The following is a 23251-nucleotide window of genomic DNA, read 5'->3' as shown; positions in this document are numbered from 1 at the left end:
TCGTCCACGACCTCGCGGGCGTTGACGACCCCGGTGGGCCGTACGGTCTCGAGATCTAATGCACGTTCCGGCTGCTGGAGGGGGAGTCGGGCCGTGAAAGCCATCGTCATCTTGGGTTGACGACCTCTTTGTGCAGGTCAGGTCGGGATGAACTCTTCTTTCACGTGTCGCGGCCCGACCTGACCGGCCTGGTGACAGCGTCATTACGGGCAGGCCGGCTGATCGGAAGTGGACAGCCGGAATCACTACCGGCTAACGTGATCTTTCCCTTAGTGACTCCTGCTTGTGAAAGAGGAAATTCGTGCGGAAACCGGCCTCTGTCGCGCTGCTCGCATCCCTGGTCCTGGGCATCCTCCCGGGTGCGTCACCAGCCCAGGCCGCCACCCCGGCGGCCACACGTTACTTCTGCCTCTACGAGCACGACGACTTCAAGGGCGGGAAGTGGTGCATGAAGGAAGGCGCCACAAGCCGGCAGATTAGAGACTCCAACCTGTCCAACAACTACTGGAAGGGCACGTCACGCCCGGTCAACAACGGCACAAGCTCGGTAAAGAACGGCACCAACTGCTTGGTCTGGCTCTACAACGCCTACTCGTACCGCGGCGATGAATACTACTCGGACGGCAGGTCCGAGGACTCGGACGTGACGAACAACAGCTTCGACAACAAGGCCTCCTCGCTGCACATGGATTGCTCCTAGGCCGGTAGGACCACAGCATGCCCGCTGGATCGTGATCGGATGACTCCTGCCGTCGGCCAGCCAACCCTGGCATTCCTGAAGTAGCAGGAAATCCGGCTCCATTTCCCGGATTTTCCCAGCAGGAGTCCACAGCGCCCATCCACATGAGCGCTCCACGCTCACCAACCCCAGCCGGCATCCGGGACAGCCCCCCTTGCGCGGACGCGGGCTCGGTCAAACCAAATCCCCCGTCCACAGTCCGTCGCCAACCGTCTCGGCCGGAGCGGGCCGGGCGGTGGCGGCCGCCAGGGCCGCACGCCCGGCCGTCGATCGACCGGCGCGCACGGCGGCGGCCCGCAGAGCTATAAGAACAGTTCGGCATTGCGCTTTGGTGCCTTCTCCGTGCCCTGGCGCTGCCTCGCGATCTCCCTCTGGGCATGCTGGGTCTGCAAGAGCCGGTCGACGTAGGACTCGGCCCATCAGGATCCGCCTGCCGGAGTCGACACGCCCTCGGCGTTCACCATCCCACTGGACGACCCAAGCGGTTACCGGGCCGACCTCCGCCAACATCCGGCGAAGAAACCCCACCATTCGCTCGCGCTTCAGTCGCCGGTGACCTGGGAAAACTCCTCTAAGCGGGCGTGTCGGCTCTCGCCTCCCCGGGGCTTCGAGCCCGAAGAAGCGATCGAGTATGAACCTAGAAAGCTCGGGGTGTGAGATGAAACCAGGGATGACGGGGATTTCCCAAGTGAAGACGCTGAGGGAGTACGTCGAGGCGCGGATCCTCTCATTGGAGGACCTCAAGGGCGCGTTGCAGCTGGCGATGCGGCTGGAGTTCGCCACGATCCCGCCGTACCTGTGCGCGGAATGGTCGGTCAAGAACATCTCTGACCATGCCAGGCGCGTCCTGCATCGAGTGGTCATCCAGGAGATGCAGCACTTCGCGCTGGCGGGGAACCTGCTGACGGCGGTCGGCGGCACGCCGTCACTGGCCCGCCCGGATTTCCTGCCCGTCTACCCGGCCGACGAACTGCCCGGCGGCATCCCACAGAAGCTGCCGATTGAGCTCAAGCCGCTGGTCAAGGACCAGATCGCGGTGTTCATGCAGATCGAGCACCCGGACTTTCCGCCCGTGGCCCGCTTGGCGGAGCGGCCGCCGACGATCGGCGCCTTCTACGACACGATCAGCGAGACGTTCCGAACGACCCGTCCCGAGATCGATCCGGACGCCCACGCGGTGGAGGTCCCCTCCGCGCGGCCGATCCGGACCGTCGCCGACGCGATCGAGACGATCGACCGGATCAAGATCGAGGGAGAGGGCGTACCCGACTCACCCAGCGCGCCCACCGGTGAGAGCACGAGCCACGCGCACTACTACTTGTTCAAGGAATTGTACGTAGGGAGGCGGCTGATCAAGGTAAGTGGTGAGTGGAGTTTCAGCGGCACGCCCATCACCTTGCCCGAAGTGCACCACTTCGGGCCCTCAACGGCCGAGCCGGACCCGTCGCTGGAGTTTCGCCGCATTTTGACCCGGCTCCTGATCGAACTGGAGTCCTGCTGGACGTCGGGGGCGGATGTGAACGATGCGGCGGTGCCCACGATGTTCGATCTGAAGGGCGAAGGCGAGGCCCTCATCGAACGCGGCATCCGCCCGGAATTCACCTGGGTGCAGCCGCCGGCGTAGCACGGTCCCGTGGGGCGGGCGCACCCGGGATCGTCAGTAGCAGCGGCCCCGATCCGCTGACCTCGTAGTGAGCCGTGCTCCGGGAACCTGCAGCGTTCTGGTCTCGACCTCGTGCATCGATGTCTCCTTCTCAGATTGGGTTGGCGAGGGTGTGGGCGACGAGCGCGAAGGCGTGGCCGTGGCCGAGACCGTGTTCGGACTTGAGCCAGTTGACCAACTCCATGTGCTTGGTCAACTCGGCGGAGCGGATGAGGTCCTGCCACTCCTGGATGGGCCGGCCGTACTTCTTCTCGATGGAAGGGAAGTAGCTGGTGGGGTCGCCTTTCACGTGAACTCTTTCCGTAGTCGGCGGGTGGTGGGGTCGCCCAGGGTCAGGCGGGCTGGTAGGTCAGGTCGAGGACACCGTTGGTGAAGGTGGCCGAACGGGCCAGAGCCAGGGGCGTCCGGGGCGTGCCGGCGGGGAAGAGTCGCTGGCCGGTGCCCAGCACGATCGGGTGCACCAGCAGCCGCAGCTCATCCAGGAGCCCGGCCTCCAGCAGGGCACGGGTCAGGGTGATGCTGCCGGACAGGTTGATGTTCCTGCCCGGCTGCTGCTTGATCTCCTTCAGCGCCGTGACGACATCGCCGTCGATCACGGTGGTGTTGTTCCAGTCGGCGGTGTCCAGAGTGGTGGAGGCGACCAGCTTGCGGATGCCGTTGATCGCGTCGGCCAGTTCGCCGGTCTGGTGTGGCCAGGACGCGGCGAAGGTCTCGTAGGTCGTCCGTCCCAGCAGCAGGGTGTCGGCCTCGGCGTACATCTGGCCGACCGCTGCGCCCATCTCCTCGTTCAGGTAGGGGAAGTGCCATCTCTCCGGGGCCTCCACGACCCCGTCCAGCGACATGAACAGCCCGGCCACGATCTTGCGTCCTGCGGTCATCGGAATCTCCTCACCAAAGGGGGCGTCACGACTCCTCGCCCTCGGGGTTCTTGCTGACCACCCGGGGTGAGGCGTGATTAACGATGCCGTCCGGAGGGCGGGTGGATCAACGCACGATCACGCTACGATCGTTTAGCTGAGCTCAAGGGGGAAATGTTGCTGGAACGGCACGAGGTCGAAGCGTTCCTGACGCTGGCCGAGGAACTGCACTTCGGGCGTACCGCCGAACGGCTGGGAATCACCACCGGGCGGGTGAGCCAGACCGTCAAGAAGCTGGAACGCATGATCGGGGCTCCGCTGTTCGAGCGCACCAGCCGCCAGGTCCACCTGACCGCGATCGGCAGGCAGCTGGCCGACGATCTGACCCCGCTTGTGGCCGGGATGAACGGCGCCGTACGCCGGGCGATCGACGCCGGTCGCGGCATCACCGGGGACCTGCGCGTGGGGTTCCTGAGCGGTATCGCCGGGCAACTGCTGCTGAAGGCGGTCGCGCTGTTCGCCAAGCGGCACCCGGACTGCGAGGTGCACATCAACGAGACGCAGGGGCACGACACTGTCACCCGCCTACGTGCGGGCGACATCGACGTCCTGATCACCGACATCCTCATCGCCGCCCAGCCGGAGGTGGTGGCCGGGCCGGTCCTGCTGTCCGAACCGCGGCTGCTTGCGGTGGCGTCCGAACATCCGCTGGCCGATCGTCGGGCGGTGTCGATGGAGGATCTGGCCGACCATCCGGTGATCCTGGTGCCCGCCGACATGCCGGAGGCCTTCCGCGTCGACCGGAACCCGACGGTCATGCCGTCGGGCGCGCCGGTTCCCCGAGGTCCCCGCGCCGCCAGCTTCACCGAGACCCTCACCCTGGTCGCCGCCGGGCGCGGCGTCTTCCCGGTCGGCGACAGCGTCGCCCGGCTCTACCCCCGCGCCGACATCGCCTACCTGCCCTTCACCGACGCCCCACCGATCCAGTGGGGGCCCATGTGGTTGAAGACCAACACCACCCACCGCGTCCGCGAGTTCGTCCAGGCGGCACACGACGCCTGCCACCTCGATCAGTAGTGCACCCGCGTCGTGCTCGCGCCCGGCGGTGACCCGCGCACCGTCCTCGACAAGTCCAGGAGATCGCCGAGCGTTCCTGGGCCGCGATGCCGGTCTAGGAGATGAAGGCGCTCAGGACGAGGACCATGGTGAAGCCGGTGAGGCCGACCGTGGTCTTCATGACCGTCCACGACTTCAGCGTGTCGGCGACCGACATGCCGAAGTAGCGGTTGGCCATCCAGAAGCCGGAGTCGTTGACGTGGGAGTACGCGGCACCGCCGCAGGCGATCGCGATGGAGGTCAGCGCCACTACCGCGGGGCTCGCCTCCAGGGCCTGGGCCAGCGGTGCGGTGAAGGTCGCACCGGTGACCATGGCGACCATGCCGGAGCCCTGGCAGATGCGCATCACCGAGGAGGTGAGGAAGCCGAACAGCACCAGCGGGATGCCGGCGCTCTTCATCGCCGCGGCCATCACCTCGCCCAGACCGGACTCGACCAGGACACCGCCGAAGACGCTGCCGGCCCCGGTGACCAGGATGATCATCCCGGCGGGGGCGAGCGCGCCGGTGGCCATCTTCTGAATCTGGTCGGCGGGCAATCCGCGCCGTACGCCGAAGAACCACAGCGTGTAGAGGGCGGTGAGCAGCAGGGCGATGACCGGGTGGCCGATGAAGGTGAGGACCGTGCGCGCGGCCGTACCCTCGGCCAGCGCGTTCTTGCCGATCGTGCCGAGCACGATCAGCACCAGCGGCAGCACCAGCGCGCCCAGCACCGACATGAAGCTCGGCAGCTTCGGCGCGTTCTCCTCGGAAGGCTTGGCCGCGGCGTCCAGTTCCTCGGGGACGGGCACGAAGATCCGCTTGCTGATGAAGCGGCCGAACAGCGGGCCGCCGACCAGGACGGCGGGGATGCCGCAGATGACGCCGAACAGGATGACCAGGCCGAGGTCGGCCTTGAGGATGCCGGTGGCGGCGAGCGGCCCGGGGGCGGGCGGCATGAACGTGTAGGCGCAGCTCAGTCCGGCACACAGCGGGATGCCGTAGTACAGCAGAGACTTCCCGGTCCGTTTGGCGATGCCGTACAGCATCGGGACCAGAATGACGATCGCCACGTCGATGTAGACCGAGATCGCCACCAGGAAGCCGGCCAGGCCGAGGCCGTAGGCGATGTTGCGGTCGGAGAAGCGGCCGGCCAGCGTGGTGGCGATGCGTTCGGCGGCGCCCGACTGCTGCAGCATGGTGCCGAAGATCGCGCCGAGTCCGATCACCAGGGCGAGCTGGCCGAGACCGCCACCCATCTCATCGACTACGACCTTCATCAGCTTGTCCGGTCCCATGCCCACGGCAAGGCCGAACAGGATGCTGGTCACCAGCAGCGCGAGGAATTCCTGGAATTTGAACTTGATGACGAGCAGGAGCAGCACCGCGATCGCGAGCACGGCGGCGATGAGCGTCCAGGTGGTGGTGTCCAAGGAGGGTCTCCGGGGGAGTCAGCGGGTGGCGCGGGGAACGGTGCCGCGGGGGGTTTCTGCCTGCAGAAAGCGGAAGTCGCAGCCCTCCTCCGCCTGGGTGACCTCCTCCACGTAGAGCTTGCGGTAGCCGCGTCCTGGCCGGGGCGCGGCCTGCGTACGGTCCTGCTCGGCGCGCTCGGCCAGTTCGGCGTCGGACACCTCGAGCTCCAGCACCCGGTCGGCGACGCTGAGCCTGATCATGTCGCCGTTCCGCACGTGTTGGAGCGTTCCACCGGCCGCCGCCTCGGGGGAGACGTGCAGCACGATCGTGCCGGCGGCGGTGCCGGACATCCGCCCATCGGAGATGCGGACCATGTCTTTCACGCCCTGCCTGGCCAGCTTGCGCGGGATCGGGATGTAGCCGGCCTCCGGCATGCCCGGTGCCCCGATCGGGCCGATGTTCTTCAGCACCAGGATGTCGTCCGCGGCCACGTCCAGGTCCTCGGAGTCGATGCGGGCGGCCAGGTCGGGCGCGTTCGCGAAGACGACCGCGCGTCCCCGGTGCTCCAGCAGGTCCGGGTCGGCGGCGACCTGCTTGATGATCGCGCCGCCCGGGGCGAGGTTGCCGCGCAGTACGGCGATGCCGCCGGCCGGGTAGATCGGGTCCTGCCTGGTCCTGATGGCGTCCTGGGGGAATGGCGCCGGGGCGGCGTCGAGCTCCTCGCCGAGGGTGCGGCCGGTGACTGTGAGCGCGTCGAGGTTGAGCAGGTCGCGCAGTTCGGTCAGCAACCGCGGCACGCCACCTGCCCGGTGCAGGTCCTCCATGTAGTGGATACCCGCCGGCTTGAGGTTGACCAGGACCGGGGTCTCTCGGCTCATCTGGTCGAACAGGTCCAGGTCGAGGGAGAAGCCGAGGCGGCCGGCGATCGCGGCCAGGTGCACCAGGCCGTTGGTGGAACCGCCGAGGGCGAGCAGCACGCGCAGCGCGTTCTCGAACGCCGCCTGGGTCAGGATCTTGTCGACGGTCAGGCCCTCGGCGGCCAGCTCGACCGCGCGGCGGCCGGTGAGCTCGGCGACCCGCATCCGGTCGGCGGTCACCGCGGGCGGGGTGGCGCTGCCGGGAAGCGCGATCCCCGCGGCCTCGGCGACGCAGGCCATCGTGCTCGCCGTACCCGCCACCGAGCAGGTGCCGACGCTGCCCACCAGGCGGCCATTGACCTCGGCGATCTCCTCGTCGTCGATCTCGGCGGCCCGGTAACGGCCCCAGTACGCGCGGCAGTCGGTACACGCGCCGACCGTACGGCCACGGTGCGAGCCGGTCAGCATCGAGCCGGTGACGAGCTGGATGGCCGGCTTGCCCGCCGAGGCCGCGCCCATGAGCTGGGCAGGGACGGTCTTGTCGCATCCGCCGATGAGAACGACCGCGTCCACCGGCAGCGCCCTGATCATCTCCTCGGTGTCCATCGACATGAGGTTGCGCAGGAACATGCTGGTCGGGTACGAGAAGCTCTCGTGCAGCGAGATCGTCGGGAACTCCACGGGGAAGCCCCCGGCCAGCATCACGCCGCGTTTCACCGCCTCGATGAGCTGCGGCATGTTGCCGTGGCAGGGGTTGAACCCGCTGCCGGTGTCGATCACGCCCACCACGGTGCGGTCCAGCGCGTCATCGGTGTATCCGGCGCCCTTGATGAACGCCTTGCGCAGGAAGAGGGCGAACTCCTCGTCACCGTAGTTGACGAGGTTGCTCCGCATCCCGGTGGGCTCGGCCGTCATTGCACAACTCCATTATTGATAATGTTGGCGATAATATGCGAGCCAGTGAACCATGTCACCCCACATCGGAACAAATGTTGCGAGATGATTGCCTGACCGAGTGAGGAGGAGGGGGTAATCGTGACCCTGCCGGACGTCGCCGACCTGATCGAGGAGGAGATCGTCCTCGGTCTGCGCTACCCCAGGGAGCGGCTCGTCGAGGACGATCTGATGGCTCGCTTCGAAGCCAAGCGCCACGTCGTACGGCGCGCGCTACAGGACCTGGAGAGCCGCGGGCTGGTCGAGCGCAAGCCCAACGTGGGAGCGTTCGTCAAGGCGTTCACCGCCAAGGACGTGCACGACATCTACGCGGTGCGCGAGCTGCTCGAGGAGCACTGCGCACGCCTGATCGAGTTCCCGGTGGCCGCCGAGCGGCTGACGGAACTGGCCGCCATCCAGGAGCAGCACGACGCCGCCATCGAGGCGGGTGACCTGCACGGTGTCGTCCGCGCCAACATGGCCTTCCACCAGGCGATCTTCGCCCTGTCCGACAACGCGGCACTGGTCGCGGCGATCCGCTCGCACGCCCAGATGACCCACGCCATCCGCTCGGTCACCGTGACGTCCCCCGAATTCCTGAACCGGGCCAGGAACGAACACCTGACCATGATCCGCGCCCTACACGAGCAGGACACCGACCTGCTCGCCGCGACCTGCCGCGCCCACCTGCTCCCCTCTCGAGACGCCTACCTCCAGCGCCTCGGTACGTAGGGTCAGAGCCGGGCGTAGCGGGGGAGCTCGCCCGGCGTCAGCGCGAAGGCCATGACCTTGACGCCCTTCTCCACGTGGTGCGGTGGCGTGGCGGCGTCCGGCGGGGACGCTGGGGGTGGCGGGGCTCGTCGTCGTCCTGGTCGCGGGCGGATGGTTCGCCCGCCGGCCGTTCTCGTACAGCTCGGCGTGCGTGATCGGCAGGCCCCGCCGGCGCACCTCACCGGCCAGGCCCAGCCGGTCGAACAGCTCCAAGGTCCTGACATGGACAATGGCCGCGCGTGACTGGCCGACCGGTCCGGGCTTGGTGTCCACGATCCTGAACGGCACGCCGTACGCGGCGAGTATCCCGTCTCCCGCAACACCTCCAGGGCCGCCCCCAACAACTCCGCCTCGCGCGCGGCTCCACCCCTGAACGGCATCACAGACATGCGCTCACACTACGAGGAGGCGGCGACGCGGCCGGCCGCAACCCTTCGCGCCAGGTGTGAAAACGATAGATGACTCTGCGCACAGCCCTGATGACAGCCGTTGCGCCCGGTGGCTGCGGGACGTGGCTCTGATGTGATCGCCGCTTCCGGACATACTTTGTAAAGGCGTCGGATATGGCCAAACTGCTCATCTCATAAATCACACCTCACACATCCACAACAGGAACCTCGCTGTAGTGAGTGAGGGCACAGACGCCCCCTCGGCCCGAAGGCAGATCAGAGGCGTACGCCTCCGAGTCGAGGCGGGGGACATAGCCGAGGTCGTGCGCGGCGTTCGTGAGGTCGAAGGCGCGGCGGGTGTTGGCCGAGACGCCGAAGTAGGCGCCGGTGCGCACGTCGGCGGTCAGCGCCGCCCGGACCAGCCCGCCCAGATCGGCCGGGCCCAGCCACTCGGCCAGGTTGCCCGTCGTCGTGGGCCGGGGGAGGCAGGCGCCCAGTCGCAGGCAGATCACCGAGGTGTCGCTCACGGCGGCGATCATGCCGCCGTACGCCTCGGCGAACGCCTTGGTGGCGCCGTACCGGCAGCAGGGCCGTACCGGCCAGGCCGGGTCGACCACGGTCTCGCCCGGCCGGACGTACCCGCCCATGGTGTGCACCGAGCCGGCGAGGACGACCTTGGGCACGCCGGCGTCCCGTGCGGCGTCGAGCACGGTGACGATCCCGTCGATGTTCGGACGCCGCAGTTCGGCCCATGACGCGGACGGCACGGGGTGGGCGGCCAGGTGGACGACGGCGTCGACGCCGTCGAGGGCCGCCGCCGCGAACGCCGGATCGGCCACGTCGCCGACGAGGGCCTCGGCGTCGCCCCAGTCCGGTGCGGCCCGGGTGTCCGCGATCCGCAGGTCGAGTCCGTCGAGTCCGGGCCGGAGCATGGTCCCGACCTTCCCCGCCGCGCCGGTGATCAGAACCGTCGTCATGTCCGCCTACCAGTTCGTGAAGGAGCCGTCGGCGCGCCGGAGCCGTGGTGGCGGCCGCATCGTCGTGGGTGCGGCGCGTCTGGCGGCGGCCAGGTCGATCTCGACGCCGAGGCCGGGAAGGCCGGCGGGGACGACCGTGCCGCCGGCGACGTGTGGTCCCGCGATGACGAGGTCCTCGTCGTCCCAGCCGCGCGGCCGGGCCTGTTCCTGCAGGCTGACGTTGGGCAGGCTGAGGTTGAGGTGCGCGGACGCGGCGGTGCAGACCGGGCCCAGCGGGTTGTGGGTGGCGATCTTGATGTGGTGGGCTTCGCACATCGCCGCGATCTTGCGGCCCTCGGTGATGCCGGTGTTGGCCAGGTCGATGCGCGCGTGATCGACGAGGTCGCCTTCGATCAGCGGGCGGAACTCCCATTTGGTGGTGAGCTGTTCACCCGCGGCGAGCGGCACGCCGGTGCGGTGGCGGAGCATCCGGTAGGCGTCGAGGTTCTCAGCACGGAGCGGGTCCTCCACGAAGTACGGCCGCGCGGCTTCGACCTCGCGGCAGAACACGACGGCCTCCGCGGGGTCGAGACGGGTGTGGACGTCGATCAGCAGTTCGACGTCGTCGCCGAGCCGGTCGCGGAGGTCGTGCACCCGGGCGAGGGTGGTGCGGACGGCACGCCGGGGCTCGAATTCGGGATGAGCCCGGTCCGTGAGTTCGACGCGCAGGTTGGTCCAGCCCTGTTCGATGAGCCGTTGTGCGTTCGCGAGCTGTTCTGGCAGGTCACGGCCGGGGAGGTGGACGTAGGCGGGCACGTGGTCGCGGGAACGGCCGCCGAGCAGGTCGTACAGGGGGATGCCGAGCGTCTTGCCGCGCAGGTCCCAGAGGGCGATGTCGATGGCCGCCACGGCGGCGCCGATGTCCCCGCGGGCGGGGAAGAAGCCGCCGCGGTGGAGGAGCTGCCAGAGGTGTTCGATCCTGGTGGCGTCCATTCCGGTGATGATCGAGGCGAGGTCGCGCAGGGCGCCGAGGACGGCTTCGGGGCGGGAGCGCATGCCGACTTCGCCGAGGCCGTGGAGTCCTTCGTCGGTGTGGACGACGACGAGGAGGTATGACCCGTTTCGCGTTTGGATGGGCAGCGGTTCGATGCGGGTGATCTTCACGGCCCGGCTCCTGGCGCCCGGCCCGCCCAGGTGTTGGCCGGTGGCCCGCTGACGCCGGCGTCGACGGCGTACAGTCTGCCGCTGCCCTCGGGGGCGGGGTCGAGGCCGAGCCACGCGGTGGTGATGAGGAGTGTGCCGGCGGCGAAGCAGACGGCGGTGGGGCGGGGGACGGGCAGCGTCACGGTGGCGAGGAGCCGTCCGTCGGGTGCGTAGCGGTGGACGGCGGCCGCGTCCCAGACGGCGACCCATACACAGCCCTCGTCGTCGACCGTCAGCCCGTCGGGGTTGCCCGCCGTCACGGTGGTGATGGTGCGGCGACGGGTGAGTTCTCCGTCGACGACGTCGAAGGCTTCGAGCCGCCGGTGCGGGAGCGTGTCGATGTAGTACATCGTGCCGCCGTCGGGGGTGAATCCGATGCCGTTGGAGACGGTGACGGCGGTGAGCGCGCGGGTGATCGTGGCGTCGCCGTCGAGCCGGAACAGCGTGGCGGCCGGCCGGCGGGGGATCGCTTGGGAGCCGGCCCAGAATCGGCCGGCGGGGTCGCAGACGCCGTCGTTCATCTGGTCGTCGCCGTCGGTGAGGCCGGTGGCGATGGGGGTGACGGCGCCGTCCTCGGCGAGGTGGGCGAAGCCGTCCTGTACGGCGAGCACCCAGCCGGCGCCCGGTTCGCGCAACGGGGCCACCGCTCCCACGCGGGTGCCCACCTGGTACTCGCGGACCATCCGCAGAGCGCCGGATTCGAGTCGCGCGCGGTGCACGGTGCCGGGTTTGACGTCGACCCACAGCACCTCTCCGGTACGCGGGTCGAGGCGGGGTCCTTCGCCGTGCTCGTAGGCGTGCTCGGACACCGGTTCAGCTCTTGACGGCACCGGCGATCCCTTCGACGAAGGTGCGTTGCAGGAACAGGAAGACGACGATGATGGGGATGACGGCGATGCAGGCGCCGGCGGCGAGGCCGGTCCAGTCGGTGGAGTTCTGGCCGAAGAAGTTGAACATGCCGACGCCGAGGGTGCGGAGGTCGGGGCGGCCGAGGGTGAACACCAGCGGGATGAAGAAGGCGTTCCAGGCGCTGATGAACTGCATCAGGGCCACGGTCCCGATCACCGGTTTGGCGAGCGGCAGCATGATCTGGAAGAAGGTCCTGGGGTAGCCGGCGCCGTCGACTCTGGCCGCTTCCTCCAGTTCCTTCGGGATTCCGGCGAAGAAGCCCATGAACAGCAGGACGGGCACGACGAGTACCGGCCCGGCTTGGGCGAGTGCCGCGCCGAGCAGGCCGTTGTTCAGTCCCAGCCCGTTCACCAGGAGGAACGTCGGGATGATCGTGTAGCCGTGGGGGATGAACATGGTGACGACGAGAACGGCGACGATCGCCTTCTTGCCGGGTAGTCCCTTGCGGGCGAGGGCGTATCCGGCCAGTGCGGAGACGAGGAGGACGAGGATCACGACGGTGACGGAGTAGGTGATGGTGTTGATCGTGTAGTCGCCGAACCTCGCGGTCGTCCAGGCCCGCTGGAAGTTCCGCAGGGTCCAGTCCTGGGGGATGATCGACAGGCCGCCGAGCAGCATCTCGCGTTGCGACTTGAAGGCGGCGGAGATCATCCAGATGAACGGGTAGCCCCAGAGCAGGCAGAACGGGATGAGGAACAGGTGCCAGGCCTTCAGCCGGTGGCGGTACCAGGCTCTCATGCCGCACCTGCCTTGTACCTGTGCCGCAGCAGCGGCGCCTGCATGAGTGTGATCACGAGGGTGAGCAGACCGAAGACCACGCCGGCCGCGCAGGCGAAGCCGTAGCGGGGGGCCTGGATGAAGGGGTCGAAGGCGTAGCGGTAGATGTAGGTGGGGACCACGTCGGTGGAGCGGACGGGGCCGCCCTGGGTGGTGGCCTGCACGAGGTCGAAGGTGTTGAGGCTGCGCTGGAAGACCAGCAGCAGGATGACGATGGCGATGGGCGTCAGCATCGGGAGCGTCACGTATCTCAGTTGCTGGCCACTGTTCGCGCCGTCGATGCGGGAGGCTTCGTAGATCTCCTTGGGGACCGTCTGCAGGGCGGCGAGCCAGTAGATGAGGGTGATGCCGAAGCCCTTCCACAGGTCGATGCCCATGAGGGTCGGCAGCGCCGTGGTGGTGGAGCCGAGGAAGTTGATCGGCCGGTCGATCAGTCCGAGGCCGGTGAGGGTGTCGTTGACGACTCCGCCCGCGGGGTCGAACAGGACGGCGAACACGATGCCGACGACCGCTGTGGTGGCCACGACGGGCAGGAAGAGGGCGAGCCGGTAGAGGTCGCGGCCGCGTAGCCGGTGGTTGTTGAGCAGGATGGCGAAGAGCAGGGCGAGCGGCATCTCGACGCAGATGGCGACGACGGAGAACAGGAAGGAGTTCCAGAACGCCTGCCAGAACATCTCGTTGCCGAGGACTTCGGTGAAGTTGCCGAGGCCGACCCAGTCGGTGGCGGCGCCGACGCCGTCCCAGTCGAAGAACGCGTACCACCAGCTGGCGATCATGGGCCAGACGGTGAAGGCGCCGAAGAGGAGGATCATCGGGATGAGGAAGACGTAGCTCCACCAGTGTTTCCTGAGCCGTGGCAACAGGGGTGGCCGGTGCACGGTGGTACCGCCGCGGGCCGGGGGCGGCGCCGAGGACGCTGCGACGGTGCCGCCCCGGGACTGCGTTGTCGTCATGGTGTGTTCACTGCTCCGGGCTGTACGGCTTGAGCGGGTCCCAGCCGGCGAAGGTGATGTCCTTGCGCGATGCCTTGCCGTCGCTCGCGGCGATGGTCTGGTCGATCAGTGTCTCGATCTTCTTGTCGAGGTCCTTGGCGACGGGCAGGAAGGGTTTGTCGCCGACGATGGCGGCGACGGCGGCTTCGATGTGCCGGAGTTCGGGCTTGGCTTCGCGGGCGGTCAGGATGGCCCGTCCGCCCTCGTCGGCGAGCTTGGGATTGGGGGCGCGGCGCAGGGTCTGCTCCGCGACGTCCAGCAGGGCCTTCTGGTCGGGGTTCTTCGAGGCCTGCTCCTTCCAGGCGTCTTCGAGGGCGGTGAAGGTACCGAAGGTCTTGTAGTAGGCCTCGTGGAATTTCTTCGAGGACAGGAAGTCCATGACCTTCCAGGCTTCCTGGGGGTGCTTGGATTTCGCGGACATGCCCCAGAGCGGGCCGAACGACTGGGGGAGGGCCGTGTAGGCGCCGCGCCCGGAGTCGGGTACCGGGATGGTGGTCACGCCCATCTGGATCTCGGGGTTGAGTTTGCGGATCTCGGCGACGTTCCATGGCGCGTTGGCGTACATGGCGAGGTTGCCGGCGGCGAACTCGGTGAAGGCGCGGCTGCCGTCCCAGCTCTCCCAGCCGGGCATCATCACGTCGGCCGCCTGCATCCGGCGGTGCAGTTCGACGGCTTCGACGAGGCCGGGGTCGGCCGTCGCCGCCTTGCCGGTGCGGAAGTCGATTCCCTGGGCGGTGATGGAGTACGGCACGGCCGTGTTGGCGAGCATCTCGACCGCCGGGGCCGTGGCCGCGCCGGGTGAGTAGCCGAAGGTCTTGCCGCCGCCGTTCTTGGTGATGGCGGTGGCCATGGTCTCCAGCTCCGACCAGGTCTTGGGCGGGCCGTCGAAGCCGTTCTTCTTGAGGATCGCCTGGTTGTAGATGAAGACGCGCAGTGCGGACCAGTCGCCCCACACCAGCGGCAGGCTCATGAGCGCGCCGTCGCGGTGCAGGCCGGAGGTGGCGGGTTCCATTGAGCCTTCGGGGAAGCGGCCGATGAACTCCTCGGTGACGTAGGTGTCGAGTGGCGCCACCCAGCCGCGTTCGAGCATCCGGTCCATGCCGTTGTCCTGGGCGCGGAACACGTCCGGTGGGGAGCCTTGCTGGAACATCAGCTCGATGGCGCTGAGTTGCTGGTCGGAGGGGTTCTCGATGACTTTGACGGTGATGCCGGGGTTGGCGGCCTGGAAGGCGTCGAACTGCTCGCGGTAGAACGCGCCTGCTCCGGGCGGGTCGGGGACGAGCGCGACGGTGATGGTGACGCCGGCGCCGGTGGGGGCGACGTCGCTGCCCGTGCCGACGAGGTTGCAGCCGGCGGCGGCCAGGGCGAGAGCCGTCATCGCGGCCGCCCAGTGCAGCGTGCGTCTTGTGCGGATCATGGGTGGAGCTCCCTTTGGCGTGGTGGGGGAGAGGTGTGCGGCGGGCCGGGGTAGCCGAGGCCGACGCTGATCGAGTCGGCGACTTCGATGACGGTCCCGGCGAGGTCGGGTTCCCGGCCGGCGAGGTCGAGCGTGGTCAGGGGGCCGGAGATCGAGATGGCCGCGACGACGGTTCCTGATCGGTTGCGGATCGGGGCGGCGATGCATGCTCGGCCGAGGGCGAGTTCCTCGGTCTCGGTGGCGTAGCCGTGCCGGGCGGCGGTGTCGAGCGCGTCGTCGAGTTCGTCGTGTGTGGTGAGGGTGTGCCGTGTGTAGGGGCGCAGGTCGGGGAGCAGGGTGCGGCGCCGTGCGGGGTCGAGGCCGAGGAGGAGGCATTTGCCGAGGCCGGTGGCGTGCAGTGGGTTGTGCTGGCCCATCAGGGCGGAGGATCGGGGCGCGTGCCGGCCTTCGAAGTTGCAGAGGTAGAACAGCGAGTCGTGGTGGCGTTCGGCGATGTTGACGCCCATGCCGAGGGTCGCGGCCAGGTTCTGGGCGGGCTGGCGGGCTTCGCGGTGCACCGGGTTCTGGTTGACGGCGATGCCGGCCAGGGTGATGAGGGCGGGCCCGAGGCGGTACAGGGTGCTCGTGGGCTCGCGTTCGACGTAGTCGAGTGATTCCAGCGTGGCCAGGAGCCGGGAGGTCGTGGACTGGCCGAGGCCGGCCTGTCTGGCGACGTCGGAGACGCGGAGCGGTCCGCCGTGGAGGAAGGCGGCGAGGATCGTGGCGGCCCTCTCCACGCTCTGGTTGGTGCCGGGGTCCGATGCCACCGCTGCTCCGTATCGGGTGATGATCAAGGCTTGAACGTTTCATGCACTATGTGGGAGAGTTACGCATATGTTGCATAGGGTCAAGCCTTATCCGGATGTCAGATGCTGATTCGTGATGTGGAAGCCACCGTCCTGAATGCCTGGTCGCCGGAGGGCTCATGTCCCAGGTCCGGTGCCGGGCAGGACGCCGTCCGCCGTCTCGCCGAGGAGCCCAGCACCGCATGAGCCACACCGTCCACGGCCTGGTCCCCATCCTGGCCACCCCGTTCCTGCCCGGCGGCGCCCTCGACCGCCCCGGGCTGCGGCGACTCGTCGAGTTCGAGCTGGCCAGCGGCGTGGACGGGGTGGCGGTGTTCGGCATGGCGAGTGAGGGCTTCGCGCTGACCGCCGCCGAGCGCCGCGTCATCCTCGCCGACGTCACCGATGTGGTGGGCGGGGCGGTGCCGGTCGTCGCCGGCGTCTACGGCACGTCGACCGTCACGGCGTTGGAGCAGGCCCGCGAAGCCGTCGAGGGCGGTGCGGGCACGCTCATGGTGCTGCCGCCCTCCCTGGTACGGCCCGGCCCGGACCAGCTCCTCGACTTCTACGGTCAGCTCGGGAAGGTGGGTGCGGAGGTGATGGTGCAGGACGCGCCGGGCGCCACCGGGCTCACCATGTCGTCCTCGCTCATCGTGGAGCTGAGCAAGCTCCCCGGCGTCACCTCGGTGAAGGTCGAGGCGCCCCCCACCGTGCCGAAGGTCGGCGCGGTGGTCGGCGCGCTCGGCGACGAGCCGTTCGCCGTGCTCGGGGGCATGAACGCGCAGTTCGTGCTGGACGAGTACGCGCGCGGGTCGATCGGGACGATGCCGGCGTGTGAGTTCCCCGACCTGCTCGCGCCGATCCTGGCCGACTGGAACGCGGGCCGCCGGGCGGCGGCGCGGGCCGCGTTCACGCAGCTGCTGCCGCTCATCGTGCACGGTCTCCAGCCGGGCATCGCGTGGGCGGTGCACAAGGAGGTACTGGTACGGCGCGGCATCATCGATCACGCGGTCGTGCGGTCGCCCGCGAAACCGCTGGAGGTCACGCTGCCGGAGGAGATCCTGGCCGTTCTGCCGATCGCGGGGAGGAAGTCCTGACATGGCCACCATCGAGCGGGTGGACGTCTATCCGTTGTCCCTGCCGCGGCCGGACGGCGCCGCGCGCGCCTACCGCACCAGCCCGCCGTGGCTGAGCGTCTATGGCAGCCGCCGGGAGACGCTGGTCGTGCGGATCGTCACCGACGGCGGTGTGAGCGGCTGGGGGGAGGCGCTGGCTCCGGTCGCGCCCGAAGTCCCGGGGCAGATCGTGGCGCGGCTGCTCACGCCGGCGCTCATCGGCGCCGATCCGCTCGCCGTACGGCCGATCGTCGATCGGCTGCGGGACCTGATGCGTGAGCGCGGGCATCTCGGCGGGCACCAGGCCGACGCCCTCGCGGCGGTCGACATCGCGCTGTGGGATCTGGCGGGGAAGCTGACCGGGCAGCCGGTCGTGCAGTTGCTCGGCGGCGCCTACCGTGACGTCGTGCCCACGTACGTCTCCGGTCTTCCCGGCAAGGTGGACGCCGACCGGGTGGCGCAGGCGCGTGACTGGGTGGCGCGGGGGGTGCGGCGGGTGAAGGTCGGCCTGGGGTACGGCGTGCGTGCCGACATCGCCAGTGTCGAGGCGCTGCGCGCGGTGCACGACGATCTGCGGGTGGCCGTCGACGTGCACGGCGTGTACGACCTGGCGGACGCGCTGCGCCTGGGGCGTGCGCTGGTGGCGCTGGACGCGTGGTTCTTCGAGATGCCGCTGGCGTTCGAGGACGTCGCGGGGCACGCCGATCTGGCCGCGCGGCTGGACATCCCGATCGCGACGGGGGAAAGCCTGCGGCACCGGCTGGAGTTCCGCCCGTTCGTCGAGGCGCGGGCGGTGGGGCTGCTTCAGCCGGACGTCGGGCGCACCGGCATCACGGAGGGGCTGGCCGTCGCGCAGTACGCGGAGACGCATCATCTGCCGGTGGCCCCGCACCACTCGGCCGGGCTCGGCATCGCGGTGGCGGCGGGGCTGCACGTGTGCGCGGCGGCGGGGAACCTGCTCGCCTTCGAGTACCATCCGACGTTGTTCGCCGACGTCAACCGTATTCTGGCGACCCCGCTCGAACCGGCGGCGACGGGCATGGCGCTGCCCTCGGGGCCGGGTCTCGGGGTCGAGGTGGACGTGGACGCGGTGCAGAGAATGGTGGCCACGTGAGTGAGCGGGTGTTGCTGGTCGGGGCGTCCACGCCGATCGGGCGGGCGATCGCCGAGCGATTCGCCGCCGGCGGTGGCCGGGTGGTGGGCGTCTCGCTGGAGGAGTCGGGTCTCGGCGTGCTGGCCGCGGACCTGGTGGCCGACTGCGCCGATCCGGAGCAGGCGACCGCGGCGGTCGGGGCGGCGGCGGAGGTGCTGGGCGGTCTGGACGTGCTGGTGGCGGCGGCGGGTGTGATGCCCGTCGCCCGTGCCGACCGCACCACCGACGCGCAGTGGCGTGCGGCGCTGGCGGGCTGCCTGGACACGTTCTTCTTCACCGCCAGGGCGGCGCTGCCCCTGCTCGGTGCGGGCGGTGCGATCGTGGCGGTCTCCTCGGTGAACGCGTTCCTGGCCGCGCCGTGGGTGGCGGCGTACGCCGCGGCGAAGGGCGGGGTCGACGCGCTGGTCCGCCAGCTGGCGCTGGACGTCGCCGGGCGCGGGGTCAGGGTGAACGCCGTCGCGCCCGGCATGGTCGGCGGGGCCGCCCTGCCGGATGCGGCCGGCGGCTATCCGATCGGGCGGACCATCACGCCGGTCGAGGTGGCGGAGGCCGTCGCGTTCCTCGCCGGGCCGGCGGCCTCCGGGATCACGGGCGTGGTGCTGCCGGTCGACGGCGGGCTGTCCATCACCTCTCCGGCCACGTTCGCCCGCGCCGACCTGCGAGCGCGCCTGGAGGACCATGCCTGAGGTGGAGGTGCGGGGCCGTTTCGGCCGTCTGTACGGCTGGCTCGACTGGCCGGCACGGCTGGCCGGGCTGAACCTGCTGTGGATCCTGGGCGTGCTGGCGGGGCTGGTCGTGGGTGGGCTGGCGCCGAGCACGCTCGCCCTGTACGAGGTGCTCCGCGGCCATCTCCGCGGCCGTTCACCGCGGATGTGGCGGGACTTCTGGTCGGCCTGGCGCCGGCATCTGCTCTCCGCGCAGGTGGCGTTCGGCGTGCCGCTGCTGACCGTGTGGGTGCTGGTCTTCTACCTGCTGGCCGCTCGCGGCACGCCCCTGGTGTACGGGATGGCGGTGCTGTTGTCGCTGTATCTCGCCACGTTGCTGCAGTTGCCCGCCGTACTGGTGCATATGGAGCCGGCACCGGTCCGGGCGTGGCTGGTCACGGTGGAGGTGGCGTGGCGGCGTCCGGCGGGGACGCTGGGGGTGGCGGGGCTCGTCGTCGTCCTGGTCGCGGGCGGATGGTTCGTGACGCCCGCGGCGCTGCCGTTCTTCGTGCCCGCGTTGCCCGCGCTGCTCGCGACCATGGCCGCCCGACGTGGGCTGCCCCAACCTGAGGTGAAGTGAGGACGTCAGCCGGGGAGGGCGGTCATCGTCGCGTGGTAGCCGAGGCCGGAGGAGATCTGGTCGGCGTACTCGATGACGGTCATCGCCAGTTCGGTCTGGCGGTGCGCGAGGTTCATGGCCGACAGCGGTCCGGAGGCCGACAGCGCGGCGACGATGCGGCCGGTGCGGTCGCGGATGGGCGCGGCCAGGCAGGCGCGGCCGAAGGCCAGTTCCTCGAACTCGGTGGCGTAACCGCGCTGGCGTACCTCGTCGAGGGCGGTGGTGAGGTCGTCGAGGCTGGTGATCGTGTGCGGCGTGTAGCGGGCGTAGGCGCCGCCGAGCAGTTCTTCGATCTCCGGGCGGGGGAGTTCGCTGATCAGCGCCTTGCCCATGGCGGTGGCGTGCAGGGGCCCGCCGCGGCCGATCAGGGTCGCGGGGCGGGGGGCGCCGGAGCCTTCGAAGTTGCACAGGTAGAACAGGCTGTGACCGTGCCGTTCGGCGACGTTGGCGCCCAGTCCCAGGGTGCCGGCGAGGTTCTGGGCGAGCTGGCGTGACTGCTGGTGCACGGGCGTGCGGTTCAGCCCGATGCCGGCGAGTGTGATCACGCGCGGTCCGACCGAGTAGAGGCCGCTGTGCTCGTCGTGCGCGAGGTAACCGAGGCTGACCAGGGCGCCGAGCAGGCGCGACACGGTCGACTGGCCGAGTCCGGTGGTGGCGACGAGTTCCGAGACGCGGCGTTCGGGGTGCTCCTCGGTGAAGGCCGAGAGGAGGGAGAGCGCACGCTCGACGCTCTGCGTGCCTCCTGCGGATTCGCGAGTCGTCACGCGGGCAACCATGATCTTCCACCTGTCTCGATCGACGCATCACGGAATTGTCATCCACATGGTAGATGACCCGGACCACGCACGTTGGGGCATCTCTGGAGAATAGAACTCTGCCATGTGGATGAAACATCTGTTATACAGGTTAAGAATCTTTAGAAGTGCTGAGGAGTGCCTATGCCCGCCCTTCGCCGAACATCCCTCGTGTTCTGTGCCGCGCTCGCGGCGCTGAGCATGCTGCCACCCACCGCCGGTGTCGCAGCCGGTGAGCCGTCGACCACGGTCAGGACCATCTTCGACGCCGGATACCAGGAGTCGGGCACGTGGCTGCCCGGCGCCCTGTCGGGATTCGCCGGAGGTCAGGCCCGATACACCAACACCCCCGGCGACACCGCGACCTGGACGCTGCCGGCTCCCGCGGCCGGGACGTACCAGGTCGACGTCTGGTACCCGCCGTTCCACACCAGCGCCCGCAACGCCGGCTACACCGTCACGCCGGGCGGCCGCACGCATGTCGTCGACCAGCGCCAGGGCGGCGGCTACTGGCGGCCGCTCGGCCCGGTGACCGCGACCGCGGGGCAGGACGTCACGGTGAAGATCACCGCCGGTCAGGATCTCACGCCCGGGGAACCCCTCGACGAGTACGCCCGCACGTACGCCGTCCGCCTGCGGCAGGGCGAACCGGCGAACCCGCCGCCCCAGAACGGCCCCGACCTCGGCGACTACCGGCTCGCCTTCGCCGACGAGTTCACCAAGCCCATCGACTGGGCGAACGGACCGTGGGATCCGCGGACCGACGTCCGCGGCAACAGCTCCCAGCTCGCCAGGAACGTGCGCTTCGATCCCGACGCGCACGGCGGTGACGGCGCCGCCGTCATCGACCTCAAGGCGGAGACGGACCGGGGCAAGCCCTTCACCGGCGGCGGCCTGGTCTCCAAGAAGCTGATACGCTACGGCTACTACGAGACCCGTGTCTGGATCAACGAGGGCCCCGGCTGGCATCCGGCGTTCTGGTCCATGTGCGGCGGCGCCGACGGTGTGCACAAGTGCCAGCTCGCCGAGATCGACGGCTTCGAGATCGACTCCATCAACCCGAACAAGGTGATCCACAACGTCTTCGACCACCGCCCGCCGCGGCGGCAGGTGACCAGCGGCTGGTACGACGTGGGCGCCGACCTGTCGAAGGGCTGGCACGTCTTCGGCTACGACTACGACGAGGCCGGAGTGCGGTTCTTCGTCGACGGACGGCAGCGCGCCTATCTCGCCTACCCGGCCGGGCCCTTCGTCCACGACTGGATGAAGGTGTGGCTGACGGCCGTCGCCTACAACGACTACCCCGACCCGAGCCGGCTGCCCGCGACCGTCGCCTTCGACTACTTCCGGTTCTACGAGAAGGACCACTACGCCGACAACGACGGTCCCACCGCCGCCGGCTACACCGAGAGCGGACCGGGCTGGGCGACGTCGTCCCTGCCCGGCCACGGAGCGCTGACCTCACGCCACTCCTGCGACCTCGGCGCCGCCGCGAGCTGGAAGGTGAAGGCGGCCGCCGCCGGCCGCTACGAGGCGTTCCTCTACCGCACGGGGGCCGCCGGCGGGGACTCCAAGGCACGCGCGACGCTGAGCCGGGGAGGGACGCCGGTGGCCGAACGGACGATCGACTTCACCGCGGCCGGGGCCGGCTGGGTCTCGCTCGGCGCGGTCGACGCGCCGGCCGGCGGCGAGTACACGTTCGGCCTGACGCGCACCGGCGCGGGGTGCATCCGCGCCGACGCGGTGAAACTCGTCCGCGATCGCGGCTGAGGACCCTGCCCTGACGAGGGCCGCGGGGTACGGCGTTCATCCGCTGCCGGCGGGTGAACGCCGCACCGCAGCCTGACTTACGGGGGCGGTGCGGCCGCTTTGGGGTCGAGGATGATGATGACGGTCACCACGATGATCCACAGGGTGGTGAGGCCGAGGACGATCCTGCTCCAGGAGATTCTCGGGGGAATGCTCACAGCCATCCGCTCTTCCGCAGGAGCCGGTGGACGATGACGACGGCGATGACCATGACGGTCATCGCCAAGGGGTAGCCGACCAGCCAGTGAAGCTCGGGCATGTAGTCGAAGTTCATGCCGTAGATTCCGGCGATCATGGTCGGGACGGCGATCAGCGCGGCCCAGGAGGAGATCTTGCGCATGTCGGCGTTCTGCTGCATGGCCACCTGGTTCTGCCGGCGTCCGACGAGCGCGAGATGGGCGGTCAGGGCGTTGGAGAGCAGTTCGTTGTGCGCGTCGACCTGTTCGTCGACGCGCAGCAGATGGTCCAGGACGTCGCGGAAGTTGTCGGTGGCGTGCGCGCACACCTCGACCCGGCCCTTCACGATCTCCTCCAGGACGGCGATGAGCGGCTCCTGAGCGCCCCGGAACTCCAGGACCTCGCGCTTGAGCGAGTAGATGTCCTCGGTGACGTCCTTGTGATCGGGGCTGAACACTTCGCCTTCGAGCTTGATCAGGTCGGCCTCGACCTCGCGGACGATGACGGAGTAGGTGTCGACGATCTGGTCGCACACCGCGTACAGCACCCCGGCGGGCCCGGCGTTCAGGAGGTCGCGGTCGGCCTCGATCCGCTTGCGGACGGCGGTCAGCGGGGTCGCCCTGCCGTGCCGGACGCTGATCACGAAGCCCTCGCCGAGGAACAGCATGATCTCGCCGACCTCGATGTCGGAGGTCTCCTCCTCGTAGTGCAAGGTCTTCAGCACCACGAACAACGTGCCGTCATAGTTCTCGATCTTCGGCCGCTGATGGGCGTGGATGGCGTCCTCGACAGCGAGGTGCGGGAGCTTCAGCTCGTTGGTGACGAGATCGAACTCCTCCTGAGTCGGCTCGTGCATCCCGATCCACACGAAGCAGTCGCCCTTGGCCCGCGCAGCGCCGAACGCGTCGCTGATGTCGCCGGAGATGGTCTCGCGCCGGCCGTCGTAATAGATGGCCTTGTCCACAATCACACGTAGCAGTCTGTCGCACCCCGACCCTGCGCGCATCGCCCTGAAGATCGCCACGAACCGGCCCCGGGGTCGTCGTCTCGGTTCGCGGACGCGCGGCGGCGGTCCCGGCGCCCTCA

22 protein-coding genes and 1 pseudogene are annotated in these 23251 nt (G+C 69.2%); 9 read left to right on the top strand and 14 right to left on the bottom strand.

Going from position 1 to position 23251, the window contains the following annotated elements:
* Positions 1-301 precede the first annotated feature (301 nt).
* Positions 302-700: a peptidase inhibitor family I36 protein gene (locus MBA17_RS38570; RefSeq protein ID WP_238502602.1), complete on the top strand. Its 399-nt coding sequence runs from the start codon at positions 302-304 to the stop codon at positions 698-700.
* Between the two features lie 727 nt (positions 701-1427).
* On the top strand, positions 1428-2363 hold the full coding sequence (locus MBA17_RS38565; RefSeq protein WP_238502600.1) for a ferritin-like domain-containing protein: 936 nt from the start codon (positions 1428-1430) through the stop codon (positions 2361-2363).
* Positions 2364-2493: 130 nt separating this feature from the next.
* Here MBA17_RS38565 and MBA17_RS38560 read toward each other — a convergent pair whose 3' ends face one another.
* Positions 2494-2691: a DUF4287 domain-containing protein gene (locus MBA17_RS38560; RefSeq protein ID WP_238502598.1), complete on the bottom strand. Its 198-nt coding sequence runs from the start codon at positions 2689-2691 to the stop codon at positions 2494-2496.
* A gap of 43 nt (positions 2692-2734) precedes the next feature.
* Positions 2735-3280: a dihydrofolate reductase family protein gene (locus tag MBA17_RS38555; RefSeq protein ID WP_238502596.1), complete on the bottom strand. Its 546-nt coding sequence runs from the start codon at positions 3278-3280 to the stop codon at positions 2735-2737.
* A 153-nt stretch (positions 3281-3433) separates the two neighbouring features.
* Here MBA17_RS38555 and MBA17_RS38550 point away from each other — a divergent pair, with 153 nt between their 5' ends.
* Positions 3434-4336, top strand: a complete 903-nt coding sequence (locus tag MBA17_RS38550; protein WP_238502594.1) for a LysR family transcriptional regulator — start codon at positions 3434-3436, stop codon at positions 4334-4336.
* A 94-nt stretch (positions 4337-4430) separates the two neighbouring features.
* On the opposite strand, the gene MBA17_RS38545 is transcribed toward MBA17_RS38550, so the two are convergent.
* Together MBA17_RS38545 and MBA17_RS38540 are read right to left on the bottom strand one after the other, a co-directional pair.
* A complete protein-coding gene (locus MBA17_RS38545) occupies positions 4431-5786 on the bottom strand; it encodes a GntP family permease (RefSeq protein ID WP_238502592.1) in 1356 nt (451 codons plus the stop codon).
* Positions 5787-5804: 18 nt separating this feature from the next.
* Positions 5805-7538 (bottom strand): IlvD/Edd family dehydratase, encoded by a 1734-nt coding sequence (locus MBA17_RS38540; RefSeq protein ID WP_238502590.1) that lies wholly within the window; start codon positions 7536-7538, stop codon positions 5805-5807.
* 120 nt (positions 7539-7658) lie between these two features.
* On the opposite strand from MBA17_RS38540, the gene MBA17_RS38535 reads away from it, so the two are divergent.
* Positions 7659-8288, top strand: coding sequence for a GntR family transcriptional regulator (locus MBA17_RS38535; RefSeq protein WP_238502588.1), 630 nt, complete (start codon positions 7659-7661; stop codon positions 8286-8288).
* On the opposite strand, the pseudogene MBA17_RS50720 reads toward MBA17_RS38535, so the two are convergent.
* From MBA17_RS50720 to MBA17_RS38500, 8 genes and pseudogenes are all read right to left on the bottom strand, one after another.
* Positions 8196-8660: pseudogene (locus MBA17_RS50720) on the bottom strand (FAD-dependent monooxygenase); the annotation flags it as partial. The gene MBA17_RS38535 and the pseudogene MBA17_RS50720 sit on opposite strands and share 93 nt — an antisense overlap.
* A 262-nt stretch (positions 8661-8922) precedes the next feature.
* Entirely contained in the window at positions 8923-9693 is a 771-nt protein-coding gene (locus MBA17_RS38530; protein WP_238502586.1) for an NAD-dependent epimerase/dehydratase family protein, read from the bottom strand.
* Positions 9694-9699: 6 nt separating this feature from the next.
* A complete protein-coding gene (locus tag MBA17_RS38525; RefSeq protein WP_238502584.1) occupies positions 9700-10836 on the bottom strand; it encodes a mandelate racemase/muconate lactonizing enzyme family protein in 1137 nt (378 codons plus the stop codon).
* On the bottom strand, positions 10833-11705 hold the full coding sequence (locus tag MBA17_RS38520) for an SMP-30/gluconolactonase/LRE family protein (protein ID WP_238502582.1): 873 nt from the start codon (positions 11703-11705) through the stop codon (positions 10833-10835). Before MBA17_RS38520 ends, MBA17_RS38525 begins: the two co-directional genes overlap by 4 nt.
* Positions 11689-12522 carry a carbohydrate ABC transporter permease gene (locus tag MBA17_RS38515; RefSeq protein ID WP_238502580.1) on the bottom strand — a complete coding sequence of 278 codons (834 nt, stop codon included), beginning with the start codon at positions 12520-12522 and terminating at the stop codon, positions 11689-11691. The genes MBA17_RS38520 and MBA17_RS38515 overlap by 17 nt, the downstream gene beginning before the upstream one ends.
* Positions 12519-13514, bottom strand: a complete 996-nt coding sequence (locus MBA17_RS38510; protein ID WP_238502578.1) for a carbohydrate ABC transporter permease — start codon at positions 13512-13514, stop codon at positions 12519-12521. Before MBA17_RS38510 ends, MBA17_RS38515 begins: the two co-directional genes overlap by 4 nt.
* 7 nt (positions 13515-13521) lie before the next feature.
* A complete protein-coding gene (locus MBA17_RS38505) occupies positions 13522-14970 on the bottom strand; it encodes an ABC transporter substrate-binding protein (RefSeq protein WP_238502577.1) in 1449 nt (482 codons plus the stop codon).
* A complete protein-coding gene (locus tag MBA17_RS38500) occupies positions 14967-15776 on the bottom strand; it encodes an IclR family transcriptional regulator (protein WP_238502576.1) in 810 nt (269 codons plus the stop codon). Before MBA17_RS38500 ends, MBA17_RS38505 begins: the two co-directional genes overlap by 4 nt.
* Before the next feature lie 221 nt (positions 15777-15997).
* On the opposite strand from MBA17_RS38500, the gene MBA17_RS38495 reads away from it, so the two are divergent.
* The 4 genes from MBA17_RS38495 to MBA17_RS38480 are packed head-to-tail and all read left to right on the top strand — an operon-like array spanning position 15998 to position 19346.
* Positions 15998-16891, top strand: coding sequence for a dihydrodipicolinate synthase family protein (locus MBA17_RS38495; RefSeq protein ID WP_238502575.1), 894 nt, complete (start codon positions 15998-16000; stop codon positions 16889-16891).
* Position 16892: 1 nt separating this feature from the next.
* A complete protein-coding gene (locus MBA17_RS38490; protein WP_238502574.1) occupies positions 16893-18023 on the top strand; it encodes a mandelate racemase/muconate lactonizing enzyme family protein in 1131 nt (376 codons plus the stop codon).
* Positions 18020-18748: an SDR family NAD(P)-dependent oxidoreductase gene (locus MBA17_RS38485; protein WP_238502573.1), complete on the top strand. Its 729-nt coding sequence runs from the start codon at positions 18020-18022 to the stop codon at positions 18746-18748. Before MBA17_RS38490 ends, MBA17_RS38485 begins: the two co-directional genes overlap by 4 nt.
* Positions 18741-19346, top strand: coding sequence for a YesL family protein (locus MBA17_RS38480; protein WP_238502572.1), 606 nt, complete (start codon positions 18741-18743; stop codon positions 19344-19346). Before MBA17_RS38485 ends, MBA17_RS38480 begins: the two co-directional genes overlap by 8 nt.
* A gap of 5 nt (positions 19347-19351) precedes the next feature.
* Here the strand turns inward: MBA17_RS38480 and MBA17_RS38475 are convergent, their stop codons facing one another.
* Positions 19352-20149 carry an IclR family transcriptional regulator gene (locus MBA17_RS38475; protein ID WP_238502571.1) on the bottom strand — a complete coding sequence of 266 codons (798 nt, stop codon included), beginning with the start codon at positions 20147-20149 and terminating at the stop codon, positions 19352-19354.
* A 174-nt stretch (positions 20150-20323) separates the two neighbouring features.
* Between MBA17_RS38475 and MBA17_RS38470 the strand changes: the two genes are divergently transcribed.
* Positions 20324-21949 (top strand): golvesin C-terminal-like domain-containing protein, encoded by a 1626-nt coding sequence (locus tag MBA17_RS38470; RefSeq protein WP_238502570.1) that lies wholly within the window; start codon positions 20324-20326, stop codon positions 21947-21949.
* 193 nt (positions 21950-22142) lie between these two features.
* Here the strand turns inward: MBA17_RS38470 and MBA17_RS38465 are convergent, their stop codons facing one another.
* On the bottom strand, positions 22143-23135 hold the full coding sequence (locus MBA17_RS38465) for a magnesium and cobalt transport protein CorA (protein ID WP_238502569.1): 993 nt from the start codon (positions 23133-23135) through the stop codon (positions 22143-22145).
* Positions 23136-23251: the final 116 nt, after the last annotated feature.

The organism is Dolomitihabitans soli (assembly GCF_022213955.1).
Lineage (GTDB): Bacteria > Actinomycetota > Actinomycetes > Streptosporangiales > Streptosporangiaceae > Streptosporangium_A > Streptosporangium_A soli.
The sequence above is the reverse complement of the archived record's forward strand: the minus strand, read 5'-3'. Positions and strand labels throughout refer to the sequence as shown.